The 25988-nt window shown below is 61.5% G+C and carries 27 protein-coding genes and 1 tRNA gene; 9 read left to right on the top strand and 19 right to left on the bottom strand.

From position 1 onward, the window contains the following. Positions 1-48 precede the first annotated feature (48 nt). From WDB91_RS09265 to WDB91_RS09210, 12 genes are all read right to left on the bottom strand, one after another. The gene (locus WDB91_RS09265) at positions 49-2115 is read right to left on the bottom strand and encodes a head maturation protease, ClpP-related (protein ID WP_339112280.1); all 2067 of its coding nucleotides are present in this window, start codon (positions 2113-2115) and stop codon (positions 49-51) included. Next, entirely contained in the window at positions 2099-3556 is a 1458-nt protein-coding gene (locus tag WDB91_RS09260) for a phage portal protein (protein WP_339112279.1), read from the bottom strand. Before WDB91_RS09260 ends, WDB91_RS09265 begins: the two co-directional genes overlap by 17 nt. A gap of 5 nt (positions 3557-3561) precedes the next feature. Beyond that, the gene (locus WDB91_RS09255) at positions 3562-3765 is read right to left on the bottom strand and encodes a hypothetical protein (RefSeq protein WP_339112278.1); all 204 of its coding nucleotides are present in this window, start codon (positions 3763-3765) and stop codon (positions 3562-3564) included. Positions 3766-3767: 2 nt separating this feature from the next. Continuing rightward, entirely contained in the window at positions 3768-5993 is a 2226-nt protein-coding gene (locus tag WDB91_RS09250; RefSeq protein WP_339112277.1) for a terminase gpA endonuclease subunit, read from the bottom strand. Positions 5994-5996: 3 nt separating this feature from the next. After that, complete coding sequence (locus tag WDB91_RS09245) at positions 5997-6659, bottom strand: DUF1441 family protein (protein ID WP_339112276.1); 663 nt, start codon at positions 6657-6659, stop codon at positions 5997-5999. A 132-nt stretch (positions 6660-6791) separates the two neighbouring features. Continuing rightward, positions 6792-7502 carry a hypothetical protein gene (locus WDB91_RS09240; protein ID WP_339112275.1) on the bottom strand — a complete coding sequence of 237 codons (711 nt, stop codon included), beginning with the start codon at positions 7500-7502 and terminating at the stop codon, positions 6792-6794. Further along, on the bottom strand, positions 7495-7782 hold the full coding sequence (locus WDB91_RS09235) for a hypothetical protein (RefSeq protein WP_339112274.1): 288 nt from the start codon (positions 7780-7782) through the stop codon (positions 7495-7497). The genes WDB91_RS09240 and WDB91_RS09235 overlap by 8 nt, the downstream gene beginning before the upstream one ends. Before the next feature lie 96 nt (positions 7783-7878). Beyond that, positions 7879-8550 carry a hypothetical protein gene (locus WDB91_RS09230; RefSeq protein WP_339112273.1) on the bottom strand — a complete coding sequence of 224 codons (672 nt, stop codon included), beginning with the start codon at positions 8548-8550 and terminating at the stop codon, positions 7879-7881. Beyond that, positions 8547-9125 carry a hypothetical protein gene (locus tag WDB91_RS09225; RefSeq protein WP_339112272.1) on the bottom strand — a complete coding sequence of 193 codons (579 nt, stop codon included), beginning with the start codon at positions 9123-9125 and terminating at the stop codon, positions 8547-8549. The genes WDB91_RS09230 and WDB91_RS09225 overlap by 4 nt, the downstream gene beginning before the upstream one ends. A gap of 261 nt (positions 9126-9386) precedes the next feature. Then, the gene (locus WDB91_RS09220) at positions 9387-10001 is read right to left on the bottom strand and encodes a hypothetical protein (protein WP_339112271.1); all 615 of its coding nucleotides are present in this window, start codon (positions 9999-10001) and stop codon (positions 9387-9389) included. Beyond that, entirely contained in the window at positions 10001-10459 is a 459-nt protein-coding gene (locus WDB91_RS09215) for a DUF1937 family protein (protein WP_339112270.1), read from the bottom strand. The genes WDB91_RS09220 and WDB91_RS09215 overlap by 1 nt, the downstream gene beginning before the upstream one ends. After that, positions 10443-10922 (bottom strand): hypothetical protein, encoded by a 480-nt coding sequence (locus tag WDB91_RS09210; RefSeq protein WP_339112269.1) that lies wholly within the window; start codon positions 10920-10922, stop codon positions 10443-10445. The genes WDB91_RS09215 and WDB91_RS09210 overlap by 17 nt, the downstream gene beginning before the upstream one ends. 367 nt (positions 10923-11289) lie before the next feature. Here WDB91_RS09210 and WDB91_RS09205 point away from each other — a divergent pair, with 367 nt between their 5' ends. The 6 genes from WDB91_RS09205 to WDB91_RS09180 all read left to right on the top strand — a co-directional run bounded on the left by WDB91_RS09205 (position 11290) and on the right by WDB91_RS09180 (position 15966). Beyond that, entirely contained in the window at positions 11290-11595 is a 306-nt protein-coding gene (locus tag WDB91_RS09205; protein WP_339112268.1) for a helix-turn-helix transcriptional regulator, read from the top strand. A 390-nt stretch (positions 11596-11985) separates the two neighbouring features. Next, positions 11986-12135, top strand: coding sequence for a hypothetical protein (locus WDB91_RS09200; RefSeq protein ID WP_339112267.1), 150 nt, complete (start codon positions 11986-11988; stop codon positions 12133-12135). A 211-nt stretch (positions 12136-12346) separates the two neighbouring features. Continuing rightward, positions 12347-12598 carry a DUF2312 domain-containing protein gene (locus tag WDB91_RS09195; protein WP_339114495.1) on the top strand — a complete coding sequence of 84 codons (252 nt, stop codon included), beginning with the start codon at positions 12347-12349 and terminating at the stop codon, positions 12596-12598. Positions 12599-12813: 215 nt separating this feature from the next. Further along, positions 12814-13128: a hypothetical protein gene (locus WDB91_RS09190; protein WP_339112266.1), complete on the top strand. Its 315-nt coding sequence runs from the start codon at positions 12814-12816 to the stop codon at positions 13126-13128. After that, positions 13121-13363 carry a helix-turn-helix domain-containing protein gene (locus WDB91_RS09185; protein ID WP_339112265.1) on the top strand — a complete coding sequence of 81 codons (243 nt, stop codon included), beginning with the start codon at positions 13121-13123 and terminating at the stop codon, positions 13361-13363. The genes WDB91_RS09190 and WDB91_RS09185 overlap by 8 nt, the downstream gene beginning before the upstream one ends. A gap of 536 nt (positions 13364-13899) precedes the next feature. Next, entirely contained in the window at positions 13900-15966 is a 2067-nt protein-coding gene (locus WDB91_RS09180; RefSeq protein WP_339112264.1) for a PAS domain-containing methyl-accepting chemotaxis protein, read from the top strand. Positions 15967-16174: 208 nt separating this feature from the next. On the opposite strand, the gene WDB91_RS09175 is transcribed toward WDB91_RS09180, so the two are convergent. Continuing rightward, positions 16175-16819 (bottom strand): DUF2268 domain-containing putative Zn-dependent protease, encoded by a 645-nt coding sequence (locus WDB91_RS09175; protein ID WP_339112263.1) that lies wholly within the window; start codon positions 16817-16819, stop codon positions 16175-16177. A gap of 222 nt (positions 16820-17041) precedes the next feature. Here WDB91_RS09175 and WDB91_RS09170 point away from each other — a divergent pair, with 222 nt between their 5' ends. After that, a complete protein-coding gene (locus tag WDB91_RS09170) occupies positions 17042-17452 on the top strand; it encodes an NUDIX domain-containing protein (protein WP_339112262.1) in 411 nt (136 codons plus the stop codon). 83 nt (positions 17453-17535) lie between these two features. Here WDB91_RS09170 and WDB91_RS09165 read toward each other — a convergent pair whose 3' ends face one another. The 4 genes from WDB91_RS09165 to WDB91_RS09150 form a co-directional block, all read right to left on the bottom strand. Continuing rightward, on the bottom strand, positions 17536-18906 hold the full coding sequence (locus tag WDB91_RS09165) for an IS1182 family transposase (RefSeq protein WP_339112261.1): 1371 nt from the start codon (positions 18904-18906) through the stop codon (positions 17536-17538). Positions 18907-19389: 483 nt separating this feature from the next. Next, on the bottom strand, positions 19390-20355 hold the full coding sequence (locus tag WDB91_RS09160) for a tyrosine-type recombinase/integrase (RefSeq protein ID WP_339112260.1): 966 nt from the start codon (positions 20353-20355) through the stop codon (positions 19390-19392). A 139-nt stretch (positions 20356-20494) separates the two neighbouring features. Continuing rightward, positions 20495-20570, bottom strand: a tRNA-Thr gene (locus WDB91_RS09155). A gap of 51 nt (positions 20571-20621) precedes the next feature. Beyond that, a complete protein-coding gene (locus tag WDB91_RS09150) occupies positions 20622-22289 on the bottom strand; it encodes an iron ABC transporter permease (RefSeq protein ID WP_339112259.1) in 1668 nt (555 codons plus the stop codon). A gap of 114 nt (positions 22290-22403) precedes the next feature. Here WDB91_RS09150 and WDB91_RS09145 point away from each other — a divergent pair, with 114 nt between their 5' ends. Further along, complete coding sequence (locus tag WDB91_RS09145; protein ID WP_339112258.1) at positions 22404-23279, top strand: hypothetical protein; 876 nt, start codon at positions 22404-22406, stop codon at positions 23277-23279. A gap of 103 nt (positions 23280-23382) precedes the next feature. Here WDB91_RS09145 and WDB91_RS09140 read toward each other — a convergent pair whose 3' ends face one another. After that, positions 23383-23634: a DUF2312 domain-containing protein gene (locus WDB91_RS09140; protein WP_339112257.1), complete on the bottom strand. Its 252-nt coding sequence runs from the start codon at positions 23632-23634 to the stop codon at positions 23383-23385. Between the two features lie 156 nt (positions 23635-23790). Here WDB91_RS09140 and WDB91_RS09135 point away from each other — a divergent pair, with 156 nt between their 5' ends. Next, a complete protein-coding gene (locus WDB91_RS09135) occupies positions 23791-24006 on the top strand; it encodes a hypothetical protein (RefSeq protein WP_339112256.1) in 216 nt (71 codons plus the stop codon). On the opposite strand, the gene WDB91_RS09130 is transcribed toward WDB91_RS09135, so the two are convergent. Further along, positions 24003-25985: an enoyl-CoA hydratase-related protein gene (locus WDB91_RS09130; protein ID WP_339112255.1), complete on the bottom strand. Its 1983-nt coding sequence runs from the start codon at positions 25983-25985 to the stop codon at positions 24003-24005. The genes WDB91_RS09135 and WDB91_RS09130 overlap by 4 nt on opposite strands. Positions 25986-25988: the final 3 nt, after the last annotated feature.

Here is a 25988-nt window from a genome sequence, read left to right as displayed (position 1 = left end):
CACACAGGGCGCCCGTTCGTCAGATCCGATCTGTTACGTCACGCCCGATCAGGCGCCCGCGTTCTTATAGGTGCCGCGATACTCGACCGCTGCTGCACCGAAGATGTGGCGCGCATTCATCGTCACCACATCGGGGTTCATCCCGTCGAGCGTCTCCACCGTCGGGGCCTCATAGCCCTCGAGATAGGCGTGCTGGATCGGCGGCATATCGGAGGAGACCAGATACCAGGCGGTATCCGAGCCACCGGCCGCGGCCCCCAGATGCCCGACCGTCGAGGGCGTCAGCGAATTCGAGAACGGGTTCACATCTGCCGTTTTGGCCGGGGTGATCGTGGTGATGAACTGCCCCGCCACCATCTCGAGCGCGGGCGGCACGATCAGCCGGTCGGCCTCGATCGAGAGGAAGTCGTCACTGTCTTTCGAGCCGAACGCCCGCTGCTCCCACATCGCCTTGCGGGCGGCGGCAATCGAAGCAACCGAGATCGCGGCCGCGGTGCCCGCGAGATTGCCGTGATCGGCATGGAAGAGCGCCTTGCCATCGGATTTGAGCTTGGCGTTATTGCGGAAGAGCGTCCAGACCATCGAGCTTTCCATCAACCGCGCGGCGGTGGCGAACTCGGTAGGGATGCGCTGGAAGGCGCCCATATCGTCATTGATCACCGATTCAAAAGTGAGGTTGATCGTGCGGCCCCGGCGCTCGACCTTAAGCCCCTCGGCCTCATCGACGAGACGCGCCTGTTTATACTCTCCATTCTCGCCCACGGGCTTCAATTGGAAGTCACCCCCGAAGCGCACCGCATGCAGTTCGCGGAAATCGGCGGCCGAGATCGGCGCGCCGGTCACCAGCTGCCAGCTGGCCGCGCGGCGCTGATAGGCGGCCAGAAGCGTGCGCTTCATCACCTCGGTGGTGATATAGGCAAAATCGCTGACGCCAAGCGCCCCGCCGGTCATGGTGGTGGCCATCATGCCGCGCTTGACCTGGGCTGCCTCGTCATAGCCGCGCGTCGCCCCGCCCAGATCCATCGCCATGCGCTTGATCCGCAGCCCGCGATAGTCGGCGGCAGGCCCGTCGGTCTTCTTCATCAGCGCGCCGATCATCCCTTCCATACGGGTGTCGGTCTCGTCGTGGGTAATGCGGGCGGGGCTATGGCTGCGCGAGGGGGCTTCGGCGGCCGCCATCTGCGCCATGAAGCGGGTGCCGGCATCGGCGAGCGCCGTGCCATCATCGATGAGCGCGTCGATATCGGCCTGCATCAACCGGCCCGAAGTCAGGAAGGGCGCGGCCATCTCGCGGATGCCCTTCACCCGCGCCCGCTCGGCGGCCACCGGATCGGGCTGCGGCGTGGTCATCTGGGGGGCCGGTTGCGGTGCTGGTGCGGGCGGTGTCTGGGTCGCAGTGGTCGTGGGCGTGGTCATCAAAATCTCCTTGGGTTTGGGGGTGGCGCGGCGGGCCGCGTCCGGAACACGGGACAGGAGCTGCTCGAAGCTCGCGCCCGCACTCATGAAGGCCGCCTGCGCGGCCTCCATCGTGGCAAATCTTGTCAGGCTGGAGGTGGCAGCGGCACTGTCCTCGCCCGCGATCCCGTCGGCAAAGCCCTGTGCCACGGCCTCTTCGGGGCCATACCAGGTCTCGGCCTTCATGATCTCGCGGACCTCCTCGGGCGTCTTGCCCGAGGCGCTTGCATAGACGGCGGCATAGGTCTGGGCCGAGGCTCCGATCACATCGGCCTCACGGCGCATCTCGGCTTCGGTCCCGAAGACAAAACCCGACGGGTCATGGATCATCAGCTGCGAGCCCTGCGACATCAGGCGGCTGGTCCCTGCCATCAGGAGAAGCGAGGCGGCCGAAGCCGCAAGCCCCTCGACCACGATGGTGGTCCCGCCCGGATGGGCCGCGAGGATCGCGCGGATCTGCTCGCCCGCCCAGACATGGCCGCCGCCCGAATTGACCCGCACGGTCACCGGCCCCTCGCCCATGATCTGCAGCGCTTCGCGCACCATGCGCGGCGCGAAGAAGATATCGCTCTCGAGCATATAGCCCGCATAGTCATCCAGCAGCACCGTCCCGCTCAGGATCAGCTCGCCGCCCACAATCAGGTCACTCGCTTTCATCATCTCTCTCCTGTGTCTGTGCACCCGCCGCCGCTTTGGGCTGGACCGGATCGAGCCCCGCCGCCGCGTCTGCCGCGTGGTCCTGCGCCCGCTCGGCGCGGATCGTGTCAGGATCGCGCCCAAGCTCGCGCTGGGTGCGCTGGCGGGAGTTCAGCCCTGCCTCGACTTCCTCGATCATCGCGGGGATCTCTTTCGTCGGATCGACAAGGATCCGCCGGGGCGGCGTCCAGTCGATGGTGAAGGCGGGAAGCGCCGCCCCTTTGACCGCCAGCCCCTCGCGGAACCAGCGCTCCATGCCGCGGCAGAACTGGCCGATCATCAGCCCGCGCTGCCACATGCGCACCAGCCGGTCCATCTCCATCCGCCCCATCCGGCCCGAGGAGAAGTTCACGCCCTTCAGATCGCCCGCGAGCGCCTCGTAGCTGATGCCGAGGCCCATCGCGACCATGCCAAGGCCACGGCGCATGAACTCGTCATAACCGTCGATCCTCGGCGGGTTGGTGAAGTTGGGCTTTGCCCCCGCGGGGAGGTTGACCACCGCCCCCGGGGCCAGCTCCTCGAGCCCCGCGCCGGCATTGGCCGGACGGGTGGCCGCATCCTCCCATTCGATCACCACCGCCATCAGCGCGGCCATCTTCTGCTTGAGGATCTGCGCTTCCTGATAATCGCCCAACTCGCCCAGCGTCATCATCACCGGCGCCAGCCACGGCACACCGCGCAGCTGGTCCGCGCGGTCAAAGCGGCGGATATGCAGGATGTCGGACCAATGCACCCGCGTGGAGCTGAGAGCGCGACGGTTCTGCACGGCGCCCGGATGCTCGTTATAGAGGTGATAGGCCTCGATCGCGCCGGTGGGCCCGTATTCGATCCCCTCCACCACGAGGTTCTGCCCATGCGATTGCACCGTCATATCGAGATAATCAGCCTCGATCAGCTCGACCTGATAGGGCAGCCGCAGCTGCGGATCATGGCGCGGATTGCGCATGCGCCTACGCACCAGCACCTCGCCATCGGCAAAGACCGTCGACATCACGATCCCCTGCATCTCGAAGAGGTCATACTCGCCAAGCGCATCGATATCGGGGGTCAAGAGATGCTGGAGCGCGGCCTCCACCTGCGTTTTGTCCTGCCCCTTGCCTTGCCCGCCCTCCATGCGGATCGAGGGCGTGATCCCCTCACCCACCACATTGGCCACCACCACATCGCGCCCGCGCGCCGCATAGGGGCGGTTGCGGATCATGTCGCGCGAGAGATTGCGCATCCGCGCGCGATGGCCGAAGGCTGCGGCATCGGCCGAGGAGCCCGGCGCTTTCCAGCCATAGGTGCGCCGTCCGCGCGAGGCGGCATCGAAGTTCATCAGCTGTGCGGCCCCCGCTCGGGCGCGCAGCCGTTTATAGCCCGCTTCAGGACTGAAGAAGGACACCATACGGTCGATCGGGTTCATGGATCTCAGAGCCCCCGCAATGTTCTGGGATAGCTCACCTTGAAGCGGCCCGTGCCTGCGCCCGAGAGCTGGTCTTTCATCATCACCAGCGTGGCGCGCATCTCGTCGAGCGTGCGGCATTCCACCCGCTCGCCATTGATCTGCACCACCCGCGCGCCGGTCGCGATCGCCCGCTCCATGCGGGTGATATCTGCTGCTGTCCAAGCCATCTCTAGCGTCTCCGAAGATATCTGATGCCCATGTTCGCAGGTTGCGGGCGCGGTGTGTAGGGAGGCGTATCGGGATCACCCGCCGCCTCTGGTTCTGTCTCTTGATCCGGCTCGGATGCGTCCGGTTCGGGTGCCTCGCCCGCTTCCGGCGCAAGGCGCACGGCCAAGGGATTGGCCACGCCCAGCACCGCCCAATCGGGCGGATCCTCCCAGTTGATGCGGCTCAGGCCCTTATGCTCGGCCAGTGCCAGCGCCTGCACCGAGAGATCGAGCGTCTCGTTGCGTTTGACGCCGGCCTTCAGCTCGTAGCCCTTCGGGCCACGGCGCTCGGCCAGCAGTTCGGCCAGATGCTCTTCCTCCAGCCAGTCGGGCGTGTGCTGCGCGCCGGGGCCCCGCTCGAACCGCCCGAGTGCCGCCATCACCGAATCCTTCAGCCGGTCGGTCGCCATATTGAGGAGCCGGACTGCACGGGCTTTGCGGCCTTTTGAGCCCCGCGCGGGGGCGGCATACCAGACCTGGTCCGAGAGGTTCGGCCCGCCCCGCCCGATGGAGAGGAACCACAGATCCCCCTCGCCCGCCTTGCGCCGCCCGCGCCAGAAGCGCTCGGCATGGTCCGACCACCCCGCAGGCCCGTTGAAGTCCACCGCGACCGCGCAAGGGGCCAAGGCCCAGGGCTGGCCCTCGACCGGATAGGTGCGGCCGGCCAGCTGGGTGAGTGCGCCGGCATCCTCGGCATAACGGCCGGGATCGAGGGCGCGGACCTCGCCCTCGTCGTTGCGGGCTTTTGGCGCCCCTTCGGGCGGTTGCGCCAGCGCGAAGCGGTCGATAATCACGCGCTCGCCCTGCGCGCCCCAGGCCATGACCAGCGCCTCGAAGCGGTTGCCCTGCACATCGACCGAAGTGGTGATGAAGCGCGTCCAGCCGGGCGCGGTCCTGCGGTCGAGCCTCACTGCCTGCTCGGAGAGCATGGTGGTGGTCAGCTCGCCCTCGATCTGCAACCCATGCGGCACATAAGGCTCGCCGCGCTCGGTGAAGTAGACGCGGGAGAGCTCGGTATAATCGCCGAACTGCTCGGCCTGCCGGAGTGCCAGCTCGTAGGAGGTCACGATCCCTTCCCAGCTGGCAAAGGCCGCCGCCGCCCCGTTGAGCGAATAGCTGGCCACATCGGTAGCGCGCAGATCCGGATCATCAATGGTCACCAGTGCCCGTTTGCCATCCGTGCCAACGGTCGTGCCCTCATGCAGCCAGCCGCCGCGCCCCTTCAGGATCTGGCGGTTCATCTCGTTCTTGTGGCGATGGCTGTAAAGCGCGCCGCACTGCGGGCAGCCCATCTCCGCCCGCGCCCCTGCAACCGCAGGCTCGAGCGTATTGTCATAGCGCAGATATTTGAAGTGCGGCTCGAACAGCTCCCCGCATTCACGGCACTCCCAATAGAAGCGCCCCCGCGTGCCCTCGTTATAGATCCGCACGATGCCGCCCGAGACGGGCGGCAGCTCATGCGGGTTTTGCGGCCCCGCCTTCCAGGTCTCGTCGGTCACCGGAAAGGCCGGTGTGCTTTCCAGAAGCACGCAGCCGCGCGACATGAAGGTCCGGATCCGCTGGCGCGCCATCCCGTAGGGGCTGCCCTCGGGCGCGTCCTTGGGCCCCAGCACCTGCGGCATGTGATCGTAATCGGTCAGGAGCACCAGACGCTGCGAGCGCGAAGACAGCTGGCGCGCCACCGGATAGCCAATGGTCAGCCGCATCCCCTTGAAGCGCTTGCGCGAGAAGGTGCTGTCATCGCGGGCGCGGCCCAGCCGCTCGCGCACCATCCGGCTATGCTCGATCATCGGATCGAGCTTCTCCTCCACCCAGGCATCCGCATCGGGCTTCGACATATGGATGATCTGCACCGGCGCTGGCGCGCACATCACCGAATGCACCGCCACCGTGATCAGCATCGTGGTCTTGGCCGATTGCGACGGCCCCACGAAGCAGACCGATTTGAACTTGCGCGACTGGGTGATATCGGCAGGCTCGACCATATAGGGCGCGACCGAGCGGTCGAACAAAGACCAGTCCGTGCCGATCGGCACCTGCATGAACTGCTCGGCCGCATCGGTCACCGAGATCCGCGAGGGCGGATCCAGAAGCGGCAGCGCATCGGCCAATAGCTCGCGCGGCTGCGTCCAGGCGGGCAGCGGCGGGATGGTCAGCACCGACGCCCCGCGATCCATCATCTCGACCATATCCTAAAGCCCCATCTCGTCCTGACGGAACTCCGCCAGATCCTCCACCACGCCCGCACCGAGGATCGAGCGCTCGATCCGCTCGCGCATCTTCATCACCACCTTGTCGCAGCGCGCCTCGACCTTCGCGACCTCCTCGACCCCGAGCCCGAGATCGCGCTCGAGATGGTCGGGCATCGTGCCCAAGGCCGTGGCCACCACCCCGATCAGATCCTCCAAGAGCTCGGAGACCCGCGCCGCCCGCACCAGCTCGCCCCGCTGCTCGGCCACGCGGTTACGGTGATACTCGGCCTCGGACCATTCGCGCAGCTGCTTGGCGGTCAGCCCGCCCTCTTCCTCTTCCTGCTCCTCATCGAGGTTGCGGAAGGCGAGCGAGGCCTGCATCGCATGCGCCTCGCGCGAGGCCTTGGTCGCGCGGCTCTGTTCGTCCCGCGCCATGCGCCAGGCATAGCATTGCGAGAGCCGGAACTCGTAGGAGACACCGTTCTGGCCCGCGGTCTCCACGGGCATGCCTTGGCCCACCCATTTGCTGACCGAGTTCTCCGAGACATTGAAGGCGATGGCGAGCTGTGCGCGGTTCATCACCCCATCCGCCAACCCGTCGGGCAGCGGATAGAGCGCGGTATCGAGCACGCTCCCGTCCGCCAGCGTGACAAGGTTGTCCATCGGACACTCCCTCCAATCTCAAGAATAACAACAACAACCCCAACCCCACCTGCGGGAAACTCCAGAACAGGTGAAAGTCACGGGGTGCGAATTACCCGCATGCGGGCATGGGCCCGGAAGGACCCGTGGGGCTTACCCGAAGCGCTTGGCGATCATCTTGGCGAGCGTCCGGCCCAGATGGACGGGCAGCCGCGTCTCGTAGATCCGCTCGGCCTCGGCGAAGAAGCCGAGACGCTTGTGATAGACCGGCACCTTGTCCGACAGGATCGCCACGCGCTCGGCGATGCCCGAGGGCCCGCGCTTGTAGATGTCCTGCGTGAGCCCCGCTTTGGGCACGAAATACCGCGCCCGTTTGGGTTTGCGCTTGCGCGAGGCCGTCGTCTCGTTAGCAGACCGGTCCCGCTGGGCATTCAGCGCCGAGAGCACCTGATTGCGCTCGCCCGTCGACCAATTGCCATAGGCATCGAGCCGCGCGCCCTCGGCAGGGATCACCGACTGGATAATGCCTTCAAAGGCGAGGTTCTGCGAAAGCAGCTTCTCGAAACCCGTCTGCCCCCGCGGCCCGCCCTCTTCCTGCACCTTCAGGTAATGGCGCCGGCCGATTGTCGCGCGCTCCTCGACCGACGCCTCCAGATCGGAGCTGCGGGCTTTGCGAACTCGGAACGCGTTCTGCGTGAACCGCGTGGGCCGGTCGAAGACCACATTCATTCGCTCCGCCACATGCGCCCGGGCCTCCTCCACCGTGTCATTGAGCGCCCAGGTCGAGGCAATCGCCACATCGCGCTTGGCCAGCGTGTCGAGGGCAGTGGTGAAGCCGGAGGTGTCGAGGATGGGGTTAGGCATTGCAGAACCATTCGGGCGAGTGCGGAAAGATCACCTCCTCGGCCACGAGCTCGGCATTGGCTGGCAGGAGGCGCGACACTTCAAAGACTGCGCGCCCGCCGATCAGACCGAAGAAGCGCAGGACAAGATAGCCGATCGGTCCCTCCGGTCCGACCATCCGGCAGCACCATTCATTCGTGGTCTCAACAGGAGCGACCGTCGAAGCCTTGAAGGACACCCGCATCCGCACCCCTCGCCCATCCTCCGACGGATCGAACCATACGCGTTCAACCTTATGCATATCGCCACCAATGTCTGGAAATGGAAAACGCCCGAGGTTTTTCAACCTTCGGGCGCTCGTGTGGTTACTGCAAAATGTCAAATCGAACTTCCGCAGTCAATAACTATTTTTCCATGGAGAGAGAGCAGGAAGAGCACCAGAGATACTGATTGCGTCGAGATAGCCCGGACGGCGCAATATTGCAGACACCTCGAGAAGCGCACCATACCAGTCGAGATAACGGCGGCGGGCCGCGGCAATGGTCGAACGACCGCCGCGATAGCCGATCGGGCAGAACTTAGGACGGAAGCGAAGCTTATGGCGGCAGGAAGAGCGGTAGACCCACTCCTCCCCCGCCACGACATAAGCCACGGCTTCACCATTATCATCGATGTCCCAGCCTTGAGGCACCACGCGAAGACGCTCGGCATCGCGCCAATCCGGTGCGGTCCCTGCCCGCGCATGGGTCGCCACCAGCACCGCCATCTTGCGCCCGAACATCGGGTTCAGCTCCAGCGCCTCGACCGCCGCCGCGATCATCGCCGCGTCGGGATGCACATGCGGCGCAGGGCCAGCGCAACCCCCATCGACGCGGCAGCCGAGCTTGGCCTGCTGCATCATCCGCCACTCGGGCGAGACGCCCACGCGATCAAACTCATGCGCCCCGCTATGGTCGAAATCCATCCGCGCATTCTCCGGCCCGAAGGCCCATTCCAGCGCCGAGCGCACACTCATCACCCGAGGCCCCGCCGCCACGATCCGGTCCCGCCGCACATCCGTCATCATCATTGCTCTGCCCCTGCCAGCTTCGCGATTTTCTCGCATTGGTTCATCGCCACCTGCCGCCGGTGGCGGAAGGCCATGTCGTCATCGGAGACCTGCCGGCCGGCGGCCATGTTCTCCTCGATCAGCATCAGGCGGCGCAGGTTCTCCCGCGCCTTCTCGCGCAGCTGGCTGGCAGCGAACGCATTGGGCCAGCGGCGGGTATCCTTGACCGCACGGCGCAGCTCGGGCGCCCAGCCATCGCGCAGCGCCTCGCGCCCCATGCCGCTGGCAAAGACCGCGCGCATCAGCGGGCTGCCGGTCTCTTCGGGCGGATCGATCTCGGCGGCCTTCTTCAGGATCTGCGCGCCCGCCCAGATCCGGTCCCCGCGCGCCCCGCCCGGATGCGCGACGATCTCTTCCTTGAGCGCATCGAGATTGATCTGGGACATATAGGCGAGCTTGCCGCTCACCTCCTCGATCATCTCCTCGAAACCCGCCTTGGTCACGGTCGAGGGGCGCCCGAGCCCCAGCCGCATGAGCGGCTCGAAGAGCACCGCCCGCACACGCTTCTCGCCGGTCGCCTGTTCCACACTGTCCATGTCACCGCTCCTTTCTCAGCAATGGCCGAAATCCCGCCGCGAGCGGGACGCTCAGGGCGGTGCGATCCGGTATTTCTCTTTTCTTTTCATCTCTTTTCTTCTCCTTTCGGCGGTTACAGAAACCGCGCAAAAAAAAGGAAGACAGCCGGATATTCACGGAAAATTCCGTGTCATTTCCGTTTTGATCTGTGTTTTTCCGTAACCGTTCCGGAATATTCTGTAACCGTAACAGAATATCACTGATTACACAGAAACCCCGCATCACCCGTGGACCTCCATGAACTCGTTTAGCGCCTGCCGCACCAGCGCCTCGCGCCGCTGCTTGCCGGGGTAGTGCTCCTCCAGAAAGGCGTTGAACCGGTCGAGGAACATCGGGTTGTTCATCAGCTGCCCTGCCCCGATCCGCTCCTTGATCATCGCCTCGAGATCCTTGAGCTGCTTGGCCACCTTGCGGTTTTCGGCATCGGCGGCATTGCGGCGCTTCGACTTCAGCGCCTCCTCGGCCACCTCGGTCACCACATTGTGGGCATAGCGCACCTCGCCATTGTCGCAGCGCACCTTGTACCAGCCGTGAAGCGGGGTGATGTCGCGTTCGCAAAGCTGCTGCCAGCGCTCGAGCGTGATCCCCAGCGCTTTGGCCAGCAGCCGCTCATTCGTCGGCAAGGTGCCGACCGGCGTCTCGTCATGCGCCTCGCAGAACAGCTGGAAGCCATACCAGCCGACATCGGGCTCGGCCAACTGGCGGAACTCGCTCTTGCGCCAGCGTTTGAGGTTCCACTGGATGAAGAAATGGCTATCGAGCCGCTCTTCGGCGGAGATCGGATAGGAGGGCATGCTGTTATCACCCACCACCGTAAAGCTGCGTTCCGCACTCATCACATCACCCCTTTTGCTTCGACCATGACGGGCACCCCATGCGAGGCGCCCCATTGCACATCGGCCCAGATTTGCGGGCAGCTTGCCCAGCCCCGGCAGGCGGGCACCCAGAGCGCGCCAGCCGTATTGCGGAGGCCTGCGACCTGTTTGGCCCAGCCGGATGGCTCGTTGATTTTGAGATGCATATCGACCTCGAGCATCGCGGCGCCAAGGATCACGGGCGAGACCGCCCAGATGCCCATGTGCGACAGCTCGGCACAGGCCCGCGCCGCCGAGAGCGCGTCGGCTTCGGTGACCTGGCAAAGATCGAGGCGGACGGTCGAGGTCACATAGACAGGCTTTCCGCCCGAGCGCCCGACAACATCCGAAGGCCCTACCCCGAAGACGATCGGGCCGGACCAGTCCTGCGGTTTGGCCGAATGCGACAGCGCCGCCCATTCATCAAACGGGGCGCCCATCACCTGCCCCCTTCGTCTGGATCGTCTGCATCAGGATCGCGCGAAGTCCGGTCATCTCGGTAATCGACTCATCGACTTCCGGCAGCGCAATTTGCGCGTCTTCCCACCGGCCAGACCGCGCCGCCTGCAGAGCGTAGAAGATCGCCTCGCCATTTTCCTTGATGGCATCGGCGCAGGCGCTCGTGAGTTCCTCCATCACGGCCACCTCGATCGGTTGGAACACGCCGCCCGCAAGCGCCGCGAAATGGCTTGCCAGAATGGCCGCCGCGGCGGGATCCATCCGCGCCATGCGGTCGAGGTAGTTCACCCCCAATCCGCCCGGACGATCCTCGCGCATCTCGGTGCCATAGCTCAGGACCGAAGGCGCGAGCCCCGTCGCCGCCGACGCCTTCCGCACCCCGCCAAACACGTCATAAACGTCCGACACCACATCTTGGATCGAACGGGCCTCAACAGGGCGCATGTGAACCTCCGGAAAAACTGTTCGCTAGGATCTGGACGCGACCCGCGTCACAAAGAGAGCATGGGAAATCCGGCAGCATCATTGATCACCGCGCTTGAAGTCGATCGCTCTAACCTCTCCAGAGGTTGCGTCCTCGATTGCAATCGCGAGATCCAAACTGGGCCGCTTCTTCCCCCTCACGATCGTACTGATATGAACGGTGCTACAGCCCACGCTTTTAGCGAAGGCCTCAAGGGTCAAGCTGCGACCAGTGATATATGCGCGAAGTTTCTCCATACCTATTTATTAGCTGAGGGCTAATATGATAGCAAGCGCGCATCTTCTTAAAGCTAATTGCCAGTTTTTCTACCCAGTGCGAAAAAATAGCATGGGCAATAAACTGAAATATTATCGGCAAAAGCGCGGATATACGCTTCAACAGCTCGGAAAGCTGTCGGGCTACGCTGGCCCGACGTTAGGCAACGCCGAGAACGGAAAGCGCAACCCATCCGTTGAGATGATCAGTCGTCTAGCAGAAATATACGGCGTAAGCGCCAACGAACTTTTAGATGATACTCCCCTTAGTTCAGTCGACGAGCAAATCCGGGACCACGCGGAACTTCTTCGATCGATGAGCGACGAAGAGCGTATGGCCGTAATACGGCATGCTCAGGCACTCGCCTCGAAGCACTAACGTCCCTCCAAAATTTACGCTGCGCTTCAGTATTCATGCATAGTAATGCATGGCGCAGCTCAAGCGAAAATTCGTCGTCGTCCAAAGATCAGTCTCACACTTACACAGCTACGAAATCAGCGTATTCGCTGAAATTTCGCCAATTCTATAAGCAAAATCATATCTGATCAGGCTTAGGGGTCAAGTTCGGTGTTCTCATTTTGTTTCAAATGAGGCTAACACTGAGGCATGACGCCACTTACCCCCACCAATTTCCCATCTGCTAGCTACCAGAATTAGCATGTTAGCTGATGGCTAATTTTTTCATTGTAAATTAATTAGCCATCAGCTAACGTCCATCTCGTCGGCAGCGACACAAGAGCCTGCCGCCCCTCAGGATGGAGCCGCGCTATGCAGACGTTTTACCAGACCACCAACTCACGGAAGCCCCTCGCGGGCATCGTCTGCGTCTGCGCGGCTCTCCTCCTGCTGCTGATCTATCTCGACCCCATCGCGCAGATGACCTGCGCACGATGGCAGGCCGAGAACCCCGCTTTCTGAGATCGGTTGCCTATCTACTGCTCGCAACCCAACTGCCGGGCGGTGCTCTGCTCGCCACCGCCCGGCCTTTTCATCCGGAGCCCCCGCCGTGAACGCCATGACGCCGATCCCCCAAGACACAGAGACGCCCGAGTTTCTCGCCCGCGCGGCCCATAACATCAGCCGTGCCAATGCCGGCAAGCCGCCGACGAAACCAGACGCGGATTTCAAGGTGGCCGAGGACAAAGCCTATCAGGTGACCGGCGACGAGTTGCGCCAGTTCATCGAGCAGTTCGAGAGCCTCGAGGCCGAGAAAAAGGATATCGCCGGGCAGCAGAAGGACGTGATGGCCGAGGCCAAAGCCCGCGGATACGACACCAAGATCCTCAAAAAGATCATCGCCCTGCGCAAGCGCGACAAGAACGACATCGCCGAGGAAGAGGCGATCATGGACATCTACAAGCAGGCGCTCGGGATGGACTGACAGCATCCGGCCCCACCCCCTTTCCTCCCGGGGCCCGATACGGGGCGGCGCTTAATACCCACCAGCGCCGCCCTAAGATCCCGAGCTTCGGCCAGCGCCTATCGGGCCCTGCCCCAAACTCAGGAATTCGGCGTGTCCCACGCGCGCCGGACAGGCGGATGCGGCAACCAGTTCGGAGGCCTGCCGCGTCCGTCGACCATCATGAAAGGAGCAACATGGCTTCGCATCAACATAGCATCATAGAGAAACGAGCGGTCATCATTCCGGACGGCCTCGGAAATACCGCCTACTGCACCCGCGTCGTCAGCTTGGCGCGTGCCCCTTGGGACACTGCCGATGGCAAGCTGACGGATCGCCCCGAAACAGCTCCGCGCCAGCCGACCCTTACCAACGGACTGGCGCGCAGGCCGATCAGCGGAAAAGCCTTTGGCAACCTCATGTGTAAGGTAATCGCGGAAGAGCTGCGCCTCCTGCGCGAAGAAGCCTACCCCGCCGAAGTATTTATTGGACAGGAGGCGCAGGATGGGTGAGCAGCCCCGCATGATGGTCATGGTGGACGAGAACCGCCTCAATGCAATGGAAGCGCAGCTGCGCAACCTCTGCCGGCTACTGGAAGCTTCGAACATCAAGCCCAAGGATGAATGGCTCACAGCCGCGCAGGCCGCAGAGCAGCTCGGTGTAAGCACCCAGACGATCTGGCGCAAAGCCACAAGCGGCGAGATCGCAGCAAGGGGTACAGGTAAAGCGCGACGTTACAAACTATGAGTTTTTTAAGACCGGACAAAATTAGCCTAATCGACGAGTTTCAAAGCGTCTGCGCCGCGCCATCAAAGCTTGTCGTGGGACTATTGCGTATTATCAGCAAACTGTCTCTCACTCTCGATAACATAGACCGCGAAGTCTTGCTGAGACTGGCCGGTGAATGCCCGCCCCCAGCGCAACCACTCATTGATCGCGCAGCGAAAAATCGCTTCGAGCCCAGACCACCAGATGCAGCTAATGCAGCATTTTGCAGATGCAGAAATACTGCACCGGTAATTTCGGCCCTGAGTCGACCTTCGGTAGATTTGGTTCTGCTGTGGCGCGGCTCCTCCGAAACGGTCGTTCGCAACATCGCATAGTAAATTCAGATAATAAGGGTCGGCTGTTTACGACATAACACCCGTATAGCAGTGCTTATAAATGAGTAATTTATGATTTTATCTACTCGAAACGAACTGTTTTAGATTATTATCTACCTGAGGATTAAATCAAAATTATCGAAGATGCGCCATGATTCCCCTGACTTAACGGAGGTGTTTATGCGTATCTTGAGTTCGCTTTTCACAAGAAAGCCATCGAACGTCTCGCATCATGTGTCCTGCTTCGATGCTGTCGAACGCAGCTATCTGACGTGCAGGCTGTCGCTTGAGAAAAAGATCATCGATGTGAATGACCGCTTTCTGCAAGCGGTTGATTATGCTCGGGAAGAGCTTATCGGTACGGACTATATGCGGCTGGTGCGCCCGAAGGACCAACAGGATACCAATTATAAAAAACTCTGGGCAGATTTGGCTCAAGGCGTCCCGGCGCAGTTTATCCGCCCGCGTTTAAACAAAGCTGGTGAAGAACGGTGGTTTGACGTTAGTTATTTGCCTCTTGTCGGCTCGAATGGTGCTGTGAACGAGGTCCTGCTTCTGGCGCATGATATCACCGAGATGCACCTGCGCCGGAGGGATAACCGTTCAAAAGTCGATGCTTTGTCACGCACGATGGCGGTGATCGAGTTTGATCTGCAAGGAAACATCCTGATGGCCAACCAGCATTTTCTGGATGCTGCAGGGTACACGCTGGAAGAGATCGTCGGGAAGCACCACCGTATTTTCATGTTATCCGGTGAAGCCGACACACCGGCTTACGCGAATTTCTGGAAGGAGCTTGGCGCAGGTGCGTCTAAGAACGGACAGGTCCGTCGCAAGACCAAATCCGGCGAAGTCTGCTGGCTTGAGGCCACCTATGAAACCCTGACCGATCCAGAGGGCCGACCCTTCAAGGTCGTAAAATATGCGTTCGACATTACAGCCAGCAAAAACCGCGAAGCGGAATGTGATGCAAAATTGGCTTCTATCGAGCAGGTTCAGGCGGTTATCGAATTCACAGCGGATGGGAAGATCACCTATGCCAATGATCTTTTCTGTCAAACTATGGGATACGACCAAGAAGAGATCATTGGCAAACCCCATTCGATCTTTGTCGAGGACGCTTACGCAAAAAGCGCCGATTACATTGAGTTCTGGAAAAGCCTGGGAGCTGGCAAAGCCAATGCGAGCCAGTTCAAGCGTATCAGAAAAAATGGAAAACCCGTCTATATCGAGGCGAGCTATAATCCGATCAAGGACGCCTCTGGACGTGTTGTAAAAGTCGTGAAGTTTGCCGTCGATACGACCATTTTCCAGACAGCCGTTTCCGAGGTGGGTGCGACATTGGACCGCGTTTCAAGCGGTGATCTGACAGCAAGGGTTCAGGCCGATCTCGGGCCGTTAAACGGCCTAAAGCAGTCTCTCAACCTTACAGTCGAAAAGCTTCAGTCGGTGATCGATGCAGTGACACTATGTGCGGGAGATCTGGCGCAGGAAGCCCAAGCGATCAGATCGGGCAGTCATGAACTGTCACGCCGGACAGAAACGCAGGCGGCCACTCTGGAAGAAAGTGCTGCCGCGCTTGAAGAGCTGACCAGTTCAGTTTCTGGGGCCACCCAGATGACAGTTTCGGCTCGCCAGGAAGTGCAAGGGGCATCTGCTGAAGCAAATAGTTCGGCGAGGGTTGTTGATGAGGCGATTGAGGCGATGGGGGGTATTGCAGATTCTTCTCGCCGTATTTCCTCCATCACCAGCGTCATCGATGACATCGCGTTCCAGACCAATCTTCTTGCGCTGAATGCAGGTGTTGAAGCCGCTCGCGCGGGAGATGCTGGCCGAGGGTTTGCAGTTGTCGCATCTGAGGTACGGGCTTTGGCGCAGCGATCCGCTGAGGCTGCGCGGGAGATCGGCTCTCTTCTGGTCGAGTCCGAAAAGTGCGTGGCAGAAGGTGGCGCAATGGTCGATCGCGCAGGTTCTGCGCTCAAGAGCATCGTCCAGCGCGTCGAAAGTATCAACGGGATGATCGCGACCATTGCCTCCTCTGCTTCAGAGCAAGCGAGCGGCCTTTCTGAGATGAACAGTGCAGTTTCTGATTTGGATAGGTCGACCCAGCAGAATGCGGCGATGGCGGAAGAAACTAATGCGGCCGTGGTAGCGCTCAATCAGAGGATCGAGCAGCTGCTTGAAGACGTGAGTTTCTTTAGTCGTGATAAAGGGGCCGATCATACGGCGGCTGAGTGGGTGGCGTGATACTCGCATGAGGCGTCTGCATTGAAGGCTATGATCAGCCGATTTGTGACACTTCTCAGTACTCGTTTTCAGCGACTCCGGTCCCTCCGCATTCGCATTCCATAATACCCGGTTGAAGGCCAAAGGCAGCTTCGAGCTCTTCTTACAATATGCTATAATCGATACAAACGGCGGCTATCGAATGTCGATGATCTTCTGCGCTGTTCTATCAAGAGCCAATTTCAAGGTTGCCGCGAAAGCTGGCCGCTTCGGCGTGGATCAGCGTGGCTGGCGTTTCGTTCGGGTGCGCAATCAGATGCCTCCCAACTAGGGCATATCCAAGGGCGTAGCCCCGCCACGCGGGGTCCGTTCCAAAAAACCATGCGGCGTGGTCGTAGGCTGCATCGTCCCAAGCAACGGCTGCGTCAATTGCGGCTTGCGCAAGGGCTTCGTCATCGAGTGATGACTCCCACTTTTCAGGCGGCCCCCCATAGAGCTGTTGCGCAAAATAACCTGCCAACCCTTCGGAGACGAGGGCCTCGCCCAGCGTGCGGCCGTAACCCGGTCCGCGCCACCGAAGCACATGGTGCAATTCGTGAACAACCGTTCGCTCAAGCGGTTCGCCCAGATTTCCCGCACAGTTCGAGTTGGCCGGATCGAAGGTTAGTTGGATCATATCGGCGGTCGGGGCATAGCCCGCGTGCCCCAGATGCGCGATGACGCGGCCCGGCCAAGCCTGTACCACCACGTCAAGATCTACGGTTTCTGTAACGGCCTCTGCACGCGCTTGCGCACGATCAATCGCGGCACGGATCGGGGACACAAGGCCGTCGAGGTGGCCTGAGGAGTTTGCAATGTGGATGGTCCATGTCATAACGCCTTAATACACATTCAGCACTGGTCGGTCCAATCCACGGAAGCAGCACCGCGTTCAAAATGCAGCGAACTCCCGCTCTGTCCCCTTTGCGGACTTTTTTGGCGGATGCCTCGCGCAGGCTAGGGCGCGATATAACACCCGTCGAAGGCCAATGACCGCTTCGAGCCCATCTTGCGCCTTGATCTCATCCCTGCCAGTAGGTCAACTGAGGGCATGATCATGCCCGAGAAAGTCTGTCCAATTGTGGTTCGTTTGAATAGCGGTCAGCCAGAGGTGTTGGCTTTTGCTCACCCTTCTGCTGGCAAGCAATTCGTCAAGGGCACCATTGAATCCGACGAGGACCCGGATGAAGCCGCGATCAGAGAACTTTGGGAAGAAAGCGGCATTCGCATTGTTAAACCCTTGTTTTATATTGGAGTCCACCAAACCGGGACAACCCGTCAGTGTTGGCATTTCTTCCAGCATGTCTCGTCTGGACTTCCGGAGACTTGGTATCACCACACGGCCAATGATTTCGGCCATACCTTCGCGTTTTTCTGGCATCCGCTGCGAGAACCACTGGATCAAAGTTGGCATTCGATCTTTCATGAAGCCTTTGCGTTTTTTGCGCCGCGTTGCTCACTCGATTGACCGCTTCGTCCGGATATTGTTGATAAAGTCGACGTTCGAAGCGTTTTGCGTACGATCCTAAAAGATCGGATTGCCGGCTCCGCTCATGCGGGGGCTGGCCCGGGCACCAACTTGGCCAGTTTGCGGAGGTTCTGGGCGGTTGCGGCGAGTTGGAATTGCTCGGTTGCACCCTTGGGTCCGCGCAGACGCATCATGCGCAGGCCGATGTAACGCTTCAGATGGGCAAAGAGCATCTCGACCTTTCGCCTTTGCATGAACGAGGTCATGTAGGCGTCGGTTTTGCGAATTTCGCGAGCGATGTCTCGGGCCGCTTCGTGAACCGAGCGGAGCACTTTTCGGGCGGGTTGGGTCGGACAGCATTGCGCTTTTAACGGGCAAATGTCGCAATCCTGCTTGCGCGCGCGGTAGCGGATCAATCCGTCCTTGCTGACATTCGTGGTGCGCGGCGTAGAGAATTTCCGGCGGGACGTCTCGAGCGTATTTCCGGCAGGGCACGTATACCGATCGGTGGGCGTATCGTAGACAAAGTCGTCCCGCGAGAAGGTGCCGTCGGTGCGTTTCGATTTGTCCCAGACGGGGATGTGAGGGGCAATCTTGCGCTCCTCCACCAGCCAGCCCAACATTTCGGCCGATCCGTAGCCTGTATCGCCGACCAACTTTCCGGGTTTGATGCCAAAGCGTTGCTGAACGCGGTCGATCATGTCCCGTGCGGCGCGCGCCTCCGCTGGCCGTATCGGAGCTGTTGGCTCGACATCGACGATCACAGCATTATCCAAGTCCACCAGATAATTGGTAGAATAAGCGAAGTATGCGGCACCGCCGTCGGCTCCCGTCCAGCGGGCAGCCGGGTCTACTGGCGAGATGTACTTGGGAACGACTGCGGTTGCGGCGCCGAAAGCTGCATCGTCGAGTGTTTCAATATATTCGTTCACGGCTCGAGACAGCAGGTCTGGCGACAGGCCTTCCTTGCTGTCGACGCCTCGCGTCTGATTGGCATTCGCCGGGATCAAGCTGGCATCGACGCCGAAGCTGTGACCGCCGACCAAACCTTCATTGATGCATCGTTGCAGAACGGTCTCGAACAGATGCCGGAACAGCCCGCTCTCACGGAAACGCCCGTGCCGGTTCTTGGAAAATGTCGAATGATCCGGCACCGCGTCGGTCAGATCGAGCCGGCAAAACCAACGATATGCCAGATTAACATGAACCTCGTCGCAAAGCCGCCGCTCGGACTGAATGCCCATGCAATAGCCCAGCAGAAGCATGCGGATCATCAGCTCGGGATCGATCGAGGGGCGCCCGCCAGAACTGTAGAACGGTGCCAGCATTGGCCGTACATCCGAAAGGTCGAGGAACCGGTCGATACCCCGCACCGGGTGATCCAACGGCACGAAACTCTCAATAGAGAAATCGTAAAACAAAGCGCCCTGCGCAACTTGCCTTGGCCCCATCATTGCAATGCCCTCCACTCTCAGAACGAGTGAATCAAAGCCTCGGGCGTCAAGCAACGGACTTTTTCAACAATATCTCCGCACTGCGGACATTGGCGCAAGCAGCAGCGAACTTCCGCTTCCCGCCCCTCCTGCCAAACGTCTGGCAATCGCGACACAGATCGAGCCGTTGTGGCGAATGGCGGCGATGTCAGAGGTAGTCGCGGAAATTCGGACCAGCACTGAAAGAACGACTTACCGCTACCCCATTTCGCATCCAAGTTAAGCACGCAAGTACGCAGCAAACCCGCCTTTTACCGGATATCCAAATGACCCGCTGTAAAGCGCTGCTAAAGCTCCGCATCCTGCGTGCGATCCAGTTTGTCATAATCCCAGATTTGATCGGCTTCTCGCTTAGTTCGTTTATAAAAAAAACCGTTCAGCTATCACGCTATCATACGCAAAGTCATTTATTGAGCCCCAACTCACGGCAGCATTAGCGGTCGATCATTCCAAACGTCGCGCAATATCTGACGCGGTTTCGCGGTAATAAGTATTGAGCAAAATGGACAGATCGCGGTGACCAGAGATCTTGGCCAGCGTCATGACATTCACCTTCCGCGATAGCTTGGTCAGCGCATAGGCGCGGCTGTCGTGGAAATTGAGGCCCTCAATCGCGGCCTTGGTTCGAACCTTCCGCCAAAGAACATCGATCTGCTGCGATGTCAGGCCGAACACCAGATCCAGATCCGGCAGCATGCGCAACAGCTCCACAGCAGCAGAGGATAGCGGCACTTCTCTGGCCGAGCCATTCTTGGTCATTTGAAGGCGGCAGACACGTTTCTCCAGATCGACATCCTCGCGGCGTAGTCCGACAATCTCGCCCGCCCGCATGGCCGTCTCGCAGGCGAAACGGAACGCGTGATAGGCCCGCGCGGTTGCGTGGCTCAGGTCATCCCCGGCAACCAATGCCAACCGCTCGAATTCCTCATGGGTCGGCAGACGGTCGCGGGCCTTGGGTTGTGCTGGCTTGCGCACATCTTTGAGCGGGCTTTCCTTGATTAAACCCCATTCGCGGACCGCTTGCGTAAGCACTGCGCCGAGCAGCGTCATCTCCCTTCGCACAGATCCAGCAGAAACCTCGGTCAGCCGCCGGTCGCGCCAGTCGGCCAGATCGCTCGCACGCAGGTCTCCCATGCGGATCTTGGCCAAGCTGTCGCGCTGAAGCTTTTCTAACCGCACAAGCTCCCATCGATGGCCACGCTTCGAAGGCGACACCTCGCGGACATAGCGGTCCATGATCTCGCCAAAGGGCTGCGCCGATGCCACGGCCTCCGAGTTTTCCAGTTCCCATTCGGTCCGCGCAGCCCAGTCTTTAGCCGATTGCTTCGTCGGAAAGATTTTGCTCTTTCTGATTCCACGCTTGTAAACTTGCACTCGCCAGCCGTTGGTGGTTTTCGCGATCGAAGCCATGCGTAATCCCATGCGTAATTTGTGCGTAGTCGAATGCACATTTTTGGAAGAATTACGCATTCATAGCACAACAGAGAAACCGAAAAAGCCCTTATATCAAAGGGATTCCTTACTTTATGCCATCATGGGATTTCAAAGGTGGTGCCCCCAGAGAGACTCGAACTCCCGACCCTCGACTTACAAAATCGCAGCTCTACCAACTGAGCTATGGAGGCACATGCGACCAGATACAAATTTGTCGGGCCGCTGGCAAGCCCCTGATCGGGCTATCTGCGTGAAAGATTGGCGCGTGCCAAAACCACCACAGCGGCAAGCCCCACCGCCATCACCAGAAGCGCTGCGGGTGCTGCATCGCCAAGGTTCTCGAGGCTCGCCTTCTCATGGACGCGGGTGGCAAGGGTCTCGTAGTTGAAGGGCCGCAGCAAGAGCGTGGCCGGCAGTTCCTTCACGCATTCCACAAACACCAGAAGAAGCGCCGAGCCGACAGATCCGCGCATGAGCGGCAGGTAGACCTCGCGCAGGATCTGGCCCGAGCCCCGCCCCAGCGAGCGCGCCGCCATCGGCAAAGAAGGCGGCACCCGCCCGAAGGCGGCATCCGTCGAGGCCTGCGCCACGGCAAAGAAGCGCACCACATAGGCGAGGATGATCGCCACGCCCGTCCCCGTCAGAACAAGCCCCGGATCATGGCCGGTCAGCGCCCAGATCGTATCGGCCTGCCAGTTATCGAACGCGGCCAGCGGAATCAGGATACCCACGGCCAGCACAGCCCCGGGGGCGGCATATCCCAGCGCGGTCAGCGGGATCACCAGCCGTGGCAATCCCTGCCCCGAAAGCCGCATGCCATAGACCATCACCAGCGCCATCGCCACACAGACAAGCGAGGCGACCCCGCCCGTCAGCAGGCTATGCCACGCCGCCAGCAAAAGCCCCGCGCCGATCCAGCCCTCGGGATTGGCCAGCGCATGTGCGCCGATCACCGCGACCGGAAGAACGAACCCGATAGCAAAGGGAACAAAACACAGAGCGAAGGCGAGGCCCCCCGCCCAGCCTTTCAGGTGGATGGGCGTGACGGGGCGGCTCTGGCGGGCGGACTGGTAATAGCGCGAGCGTCTGCGCCCCAAGGCCTCGATCGCAAAAAGCGCGAACACGACGCCGAGGATCACAAGCGCGATCTGCGCCGCGCCACCGGCATTCCCGGCCTCGAGCCATGTGGTAAAAATCCCCGTGGTCAGCGTCTGCACGCCGAAATAATCGACCACCCCGAAATCGGCCACGGTTTCCATCATGGCGATGGCCGCCCCGGCTACAATGGCGGGACGGGCAAGCGGCAGACCAACCCGCCAGAACAGCGCCAGAGGCCCGGCACCAAGCGCACGGGCAACCTCGTAGCTTGCCCCCGACTGCTCGCGGAAGGCATTGCGCGCCATCAGATAGGCATAGGGATAGAAGCTCGCGGCCAGCACGACCACCGCAGCCCAACGCGAGCGCACCTGCGGAAACCAGTAATCCTGCGCCGATTGCCAGCCGAACATATCCCGCAACAGCCCCTGCAAAGGCCCAGAATAATCCAGAAAATCCACGAGCGCATAGGCCGTCACATAGGCAGGGATCGCCAGCGGAAACAGCAGCGCCCATTCGAGCCAGCGATGGCCCGGAAAGCGATACATCGCCACGATCCACGCAGCCCCTGCGCCCACACAGGCGGTCAGCGCCCCTACCCCCGCAGCAAGCACGGCGGAGTTTTCCAGATAGCGCGGCAGGGTCGTGGCCAGAAGATGTGGCCAGATATTTTCCGTGGGATGGGCCGCAAGCCAAACCACCGCTGCGATGGGTGCCACGATCAGCGCCGCAAACACCACCGCCAGTGCGGACCAGCCGCCGGTGCCGGAGGCCCTGCCGCGGCGCAGGCGCGTTAGGAATGCAGTCATCGCCATGGGCTATATCCGACTTGATCAATCAGGAACACAAGTTCCCGCATAGCCCGAAAGCCGTTTGCCTGTAAAGAAAAGCTGCTCTAATCTAACCCCATAAATCGAGCGGGGAAAAACATGCAGGTCGTCTATCACTTGGGTGCACATGCAACAGATGAAGACAGTCTGGTGCGCTGTCTGGCCCGAAACCCGCGGGTGCTTGAGGAGAACGGCGTGGTCGTGCCCCATCCCCGCCGCTACCGGATGGTGCTGCGCGACACGCTGCTGACGCTGAAAGGCGCCGAGGCCGATATCGAGACCTCGGATGCGGTGCTCGCCGCCGTGACCGACAAGGAAGACATCAACCGCATCATCTTCAGCCATGAATATTTCATGTGTATTCCCGAACGTGTGGTGACCGATAAAGGGTTCTACGCGATGGTGCCGGGCAAGCTGGAGCCTCTGGCCAATATCTTCCCCGATGCCGAGATCGAATTCCATCTGGCGATGATCAATCCCGCCACGCTGATCCCCGCACTGGCCCAACGCGACCCCGAGCGCAGCTACGAGGATCTGATGTGCGGACGCGATCCGCGCGATCTGCGCTGGCGGACGGTGGTGGAAGGCATGGTCGATGCGGCGCAGGGCCATAAGGTCGTGGTCTGGTGCAACGAGGACGCGCCCCTGATCTGGCCCGAGATCATGCATAGCCTGAGCGGGATCGGCGACGATGTGACACTCAATGGCGAGCAGATGATCCTGAAGACGATCATGACCGAGGGCGGATTCCGCCGCTATGCCGATTATATCCTCAATAACCCGCCGAAAACACTCGAGCAGCGCCGCAAGGTGACGATGGCGTTTCTTGACAAATTCGCCAAACCTGAGGAGCTGGAGATGGATGTCGCGCTGCCCGGATGGGACGAGGCGATGATCGACGAGATTACCGCGCTCTACGAGGCCGATATCGATGCGATCGCGCAGATGGCAGGCGTCGATTTCATCGCGCCGTAATCGCTAAGCGTGATGCGGGGCAAGGATGGATCCTTCATAAAAAAAGGCCTCCCCGACGGGAGGCCTTCCGGTTGCGACATTCCGGTTGCGACACGGGGGCCGCTCATTCCATGCCAAGCGCCTGCTTGTAGATATCGAGGATCGCTTCCTCCTCGGCCACGTCATTCTTGTCGCGCTTGCGGATCGCGATGATCTTCTTGATCACCTTGGTGTCGTAGCCGCGCGCCTTGGCTTCGGACATGATGTCCTTTTGCTGCTCGGCAATATCTTTTTTCTCGGCTTCGAGGCCTTCGAATTGCTCGATGAACTGGCGCAGCTCATCGGCGGTCACTTGATAGGCAGCATCATTGGGCATCTTATGTTCCTCATAGTCCACTTGCCCCGTTCCCTAAGCCAGCCGCGCCTGCGTCGCAAGCCTCAAGCGTGGCGGGAGCGGCAGCCAAGGCTTGTCACAGTGGCATGAAATCGCTAAGCGCGGGCCCGACAGTATTTCTCTTAGAAGGGCCTCGACATGGAATTCCTGATCTGGATCGGCGCGTTCATCGCGGTTTTGGGGCTTGTCGGACTGGGGTGGTGCATCGTCACCGTCGGCAAGGCCAAGCGCGCAGGGCTGGACGAGGACGCAATGCGCGCAAAACTCCAGCGCATCGTCGCCGTCAATCTGGGGGCACTTTTCGTGTCCGTCATCGGGCTGATGATGGTCGTCGTGGGGATCTTCCTGCGCTAAGCGCGATCCAGATCCCCAAAGCTGCGCCCGTTGCGGATCAGCACATCCCAGAGCGTCACGGGCTCTGCGGCACCGCCCGCCGCCAGGTGCATCAGCTGGTCGCGGCAGGCCTCGAGGCCTCGCTGGTCGGCCATGAACATCGGCCCGCCTTCATGGCGCGGAAACTCGAGCGCATTGACCGCGCTCAGATCCAGATCACCGGGCCGGTCAACAGCCCCCAGCTGCAACAGCTTGGCCCCCTCTGCCGCCATCGCGAGCCAGATCCGCTCGATGATCTGCGCGCCCGTCAGCGGACGCGCTACATAATCCGCCTCGGCCCGCAGCGCCTCGAGAAGCGCGGGCTCCAGCGGATCGGGACGCGCGACGCCGTCGCTATAGAGATAGACCCCGCGCCCCTTGCGCAGACCGCTATAGCCCTCGACCATCAGATAGGTCAGCAAAGGCCCCGGCAGGAAGCCCGCGGCTTTCAGCCGTGCGATGACCACCTCGACCCCCAGCCGGTCGATCTGCGCAAACGGTGCCTGCATGCCGAACCCCTGCAGCGCCTGATCCACCTCTTCGGGTGCAGCGCCGGCCAGAACGCAATATTCGGCCGCCACCCAGATCGCCGCCTGCAGACGCGCGATCAGCCCCGGATCGACCCCCGGCAGCCCGAGCGCCAGATCACCGCCCGCACGCAGGAGCGCAGCCACCAGTAGCGTATCCTCGACCGCTGCCCCATGCACCTCGACATGGCGCCCGTAGCGGTCGATCCGCAGGGCGCAATCGGGTTGGGTCGTGGCGACGAGCGCCCCGCGCACGCCCTCGAGCGCATGGGCGATATCGTCGCGCTCCTGCGCGGCGGGTTCTGCCAAAACGATATCGGCCTGCGCGAAAGCCTGCAGCGGATCGGTGGTCGCACTCACCCGATCCCATGCCGCGTCGCGCGCCTCCCCGCTCATCCGCCCCAGAAGAACGGCCGCCTCCTGCGCACGGGCAAGGTTCGAGAGCCCCTTTTCCAGCCGGTCCTGCATCGCCTCGGCCCAGATCACCCGATGCCCCGCATCGGCCAGCGCATAGACGAGCCCGTCAGGCGGGTTCCAGACGGCCACGATCCGGCATCCCAGCGTCGCGGCATCGATGGGCAGGGCTTCCTGCGCATGGGCGCGCGCGGCAGAGGCCCGCAGATGGCGCAGCGCTTTGGAGGCCGGTGAGGAGAGAAGATCGAGATGCGCGACCGCCTCGAAATCGAGCGCCTCGCCCATCGGCAGCAGAACCGCCGCCTCGGCCACCGCCAGCGCCTTGTCCCAGACGACATGCTGCGGACCGGTCTCGATTGCCTCGCGCAGCGCATCCAGCTCGGTGAAATAGCTCTGCGTCAACCGGCTCGCCCCGTTCGGATCCGGCACCAGACCGACCTCGCCAAAAGCCTGTTCGAGCGTGGCGGAAAGTGCCTGCATCTCGACCGCTTCGGCAGGCACAACGGCATCGCAGACACCCAGCTCGACCGCCTGCAGGGCGGCCACCGGACGCCCCGCCTTGAGGAAGGACAACACCTGACGCGGACCCGAGCGGCGCAGATAGCGGATCAGACAGCCCGCTGCCGGAAGGTAGCCGAGGCTGGGCTCCACCGGATCAAAGCTCGCGGTATCGAGCGCCAGACGCAGTTTTGCCGCCTGCGCCAGTGCCAAGGCCCCCGCGCGGATACGGCCATCAAGCACGACCGCCACCGGACAGGACAGATCGCTCAGGCTCTGCGCCAGCGCCGCAAGTGAAGGCGCCTCCGCATCTTCGTGGAAATCGGCTTCGGGATCCTCGGCACAAGGCCAGCCGGCCGCAGCGCGCATAACGACACCACGCAGATCCGGGTCATGACGGCACATATCGAGGGCCGCGCCCAGAGACCGGCGGAGTTGCGCATCGAAGCCCCGAGCCCCCGCATCGGGCAGGGTCAGGAACGTGACCCCCTCGCATCGCTGTACTCTGATCCGCCTGACCATACC

Origin of the sequence: Thioclava sp. GXIMD2076, assembly GCF_037949795.1 — a bacterium.
Lineage (GTDB): Bacteria > Pseudomonadota > Alphaproteobacteria > Rhodobacterales > Rhodobacteraceae > Thioclava > Thioclava kandeliae.
This window is presented reverse-complemented; position numbering and strand designations above follow the sequence as displayed.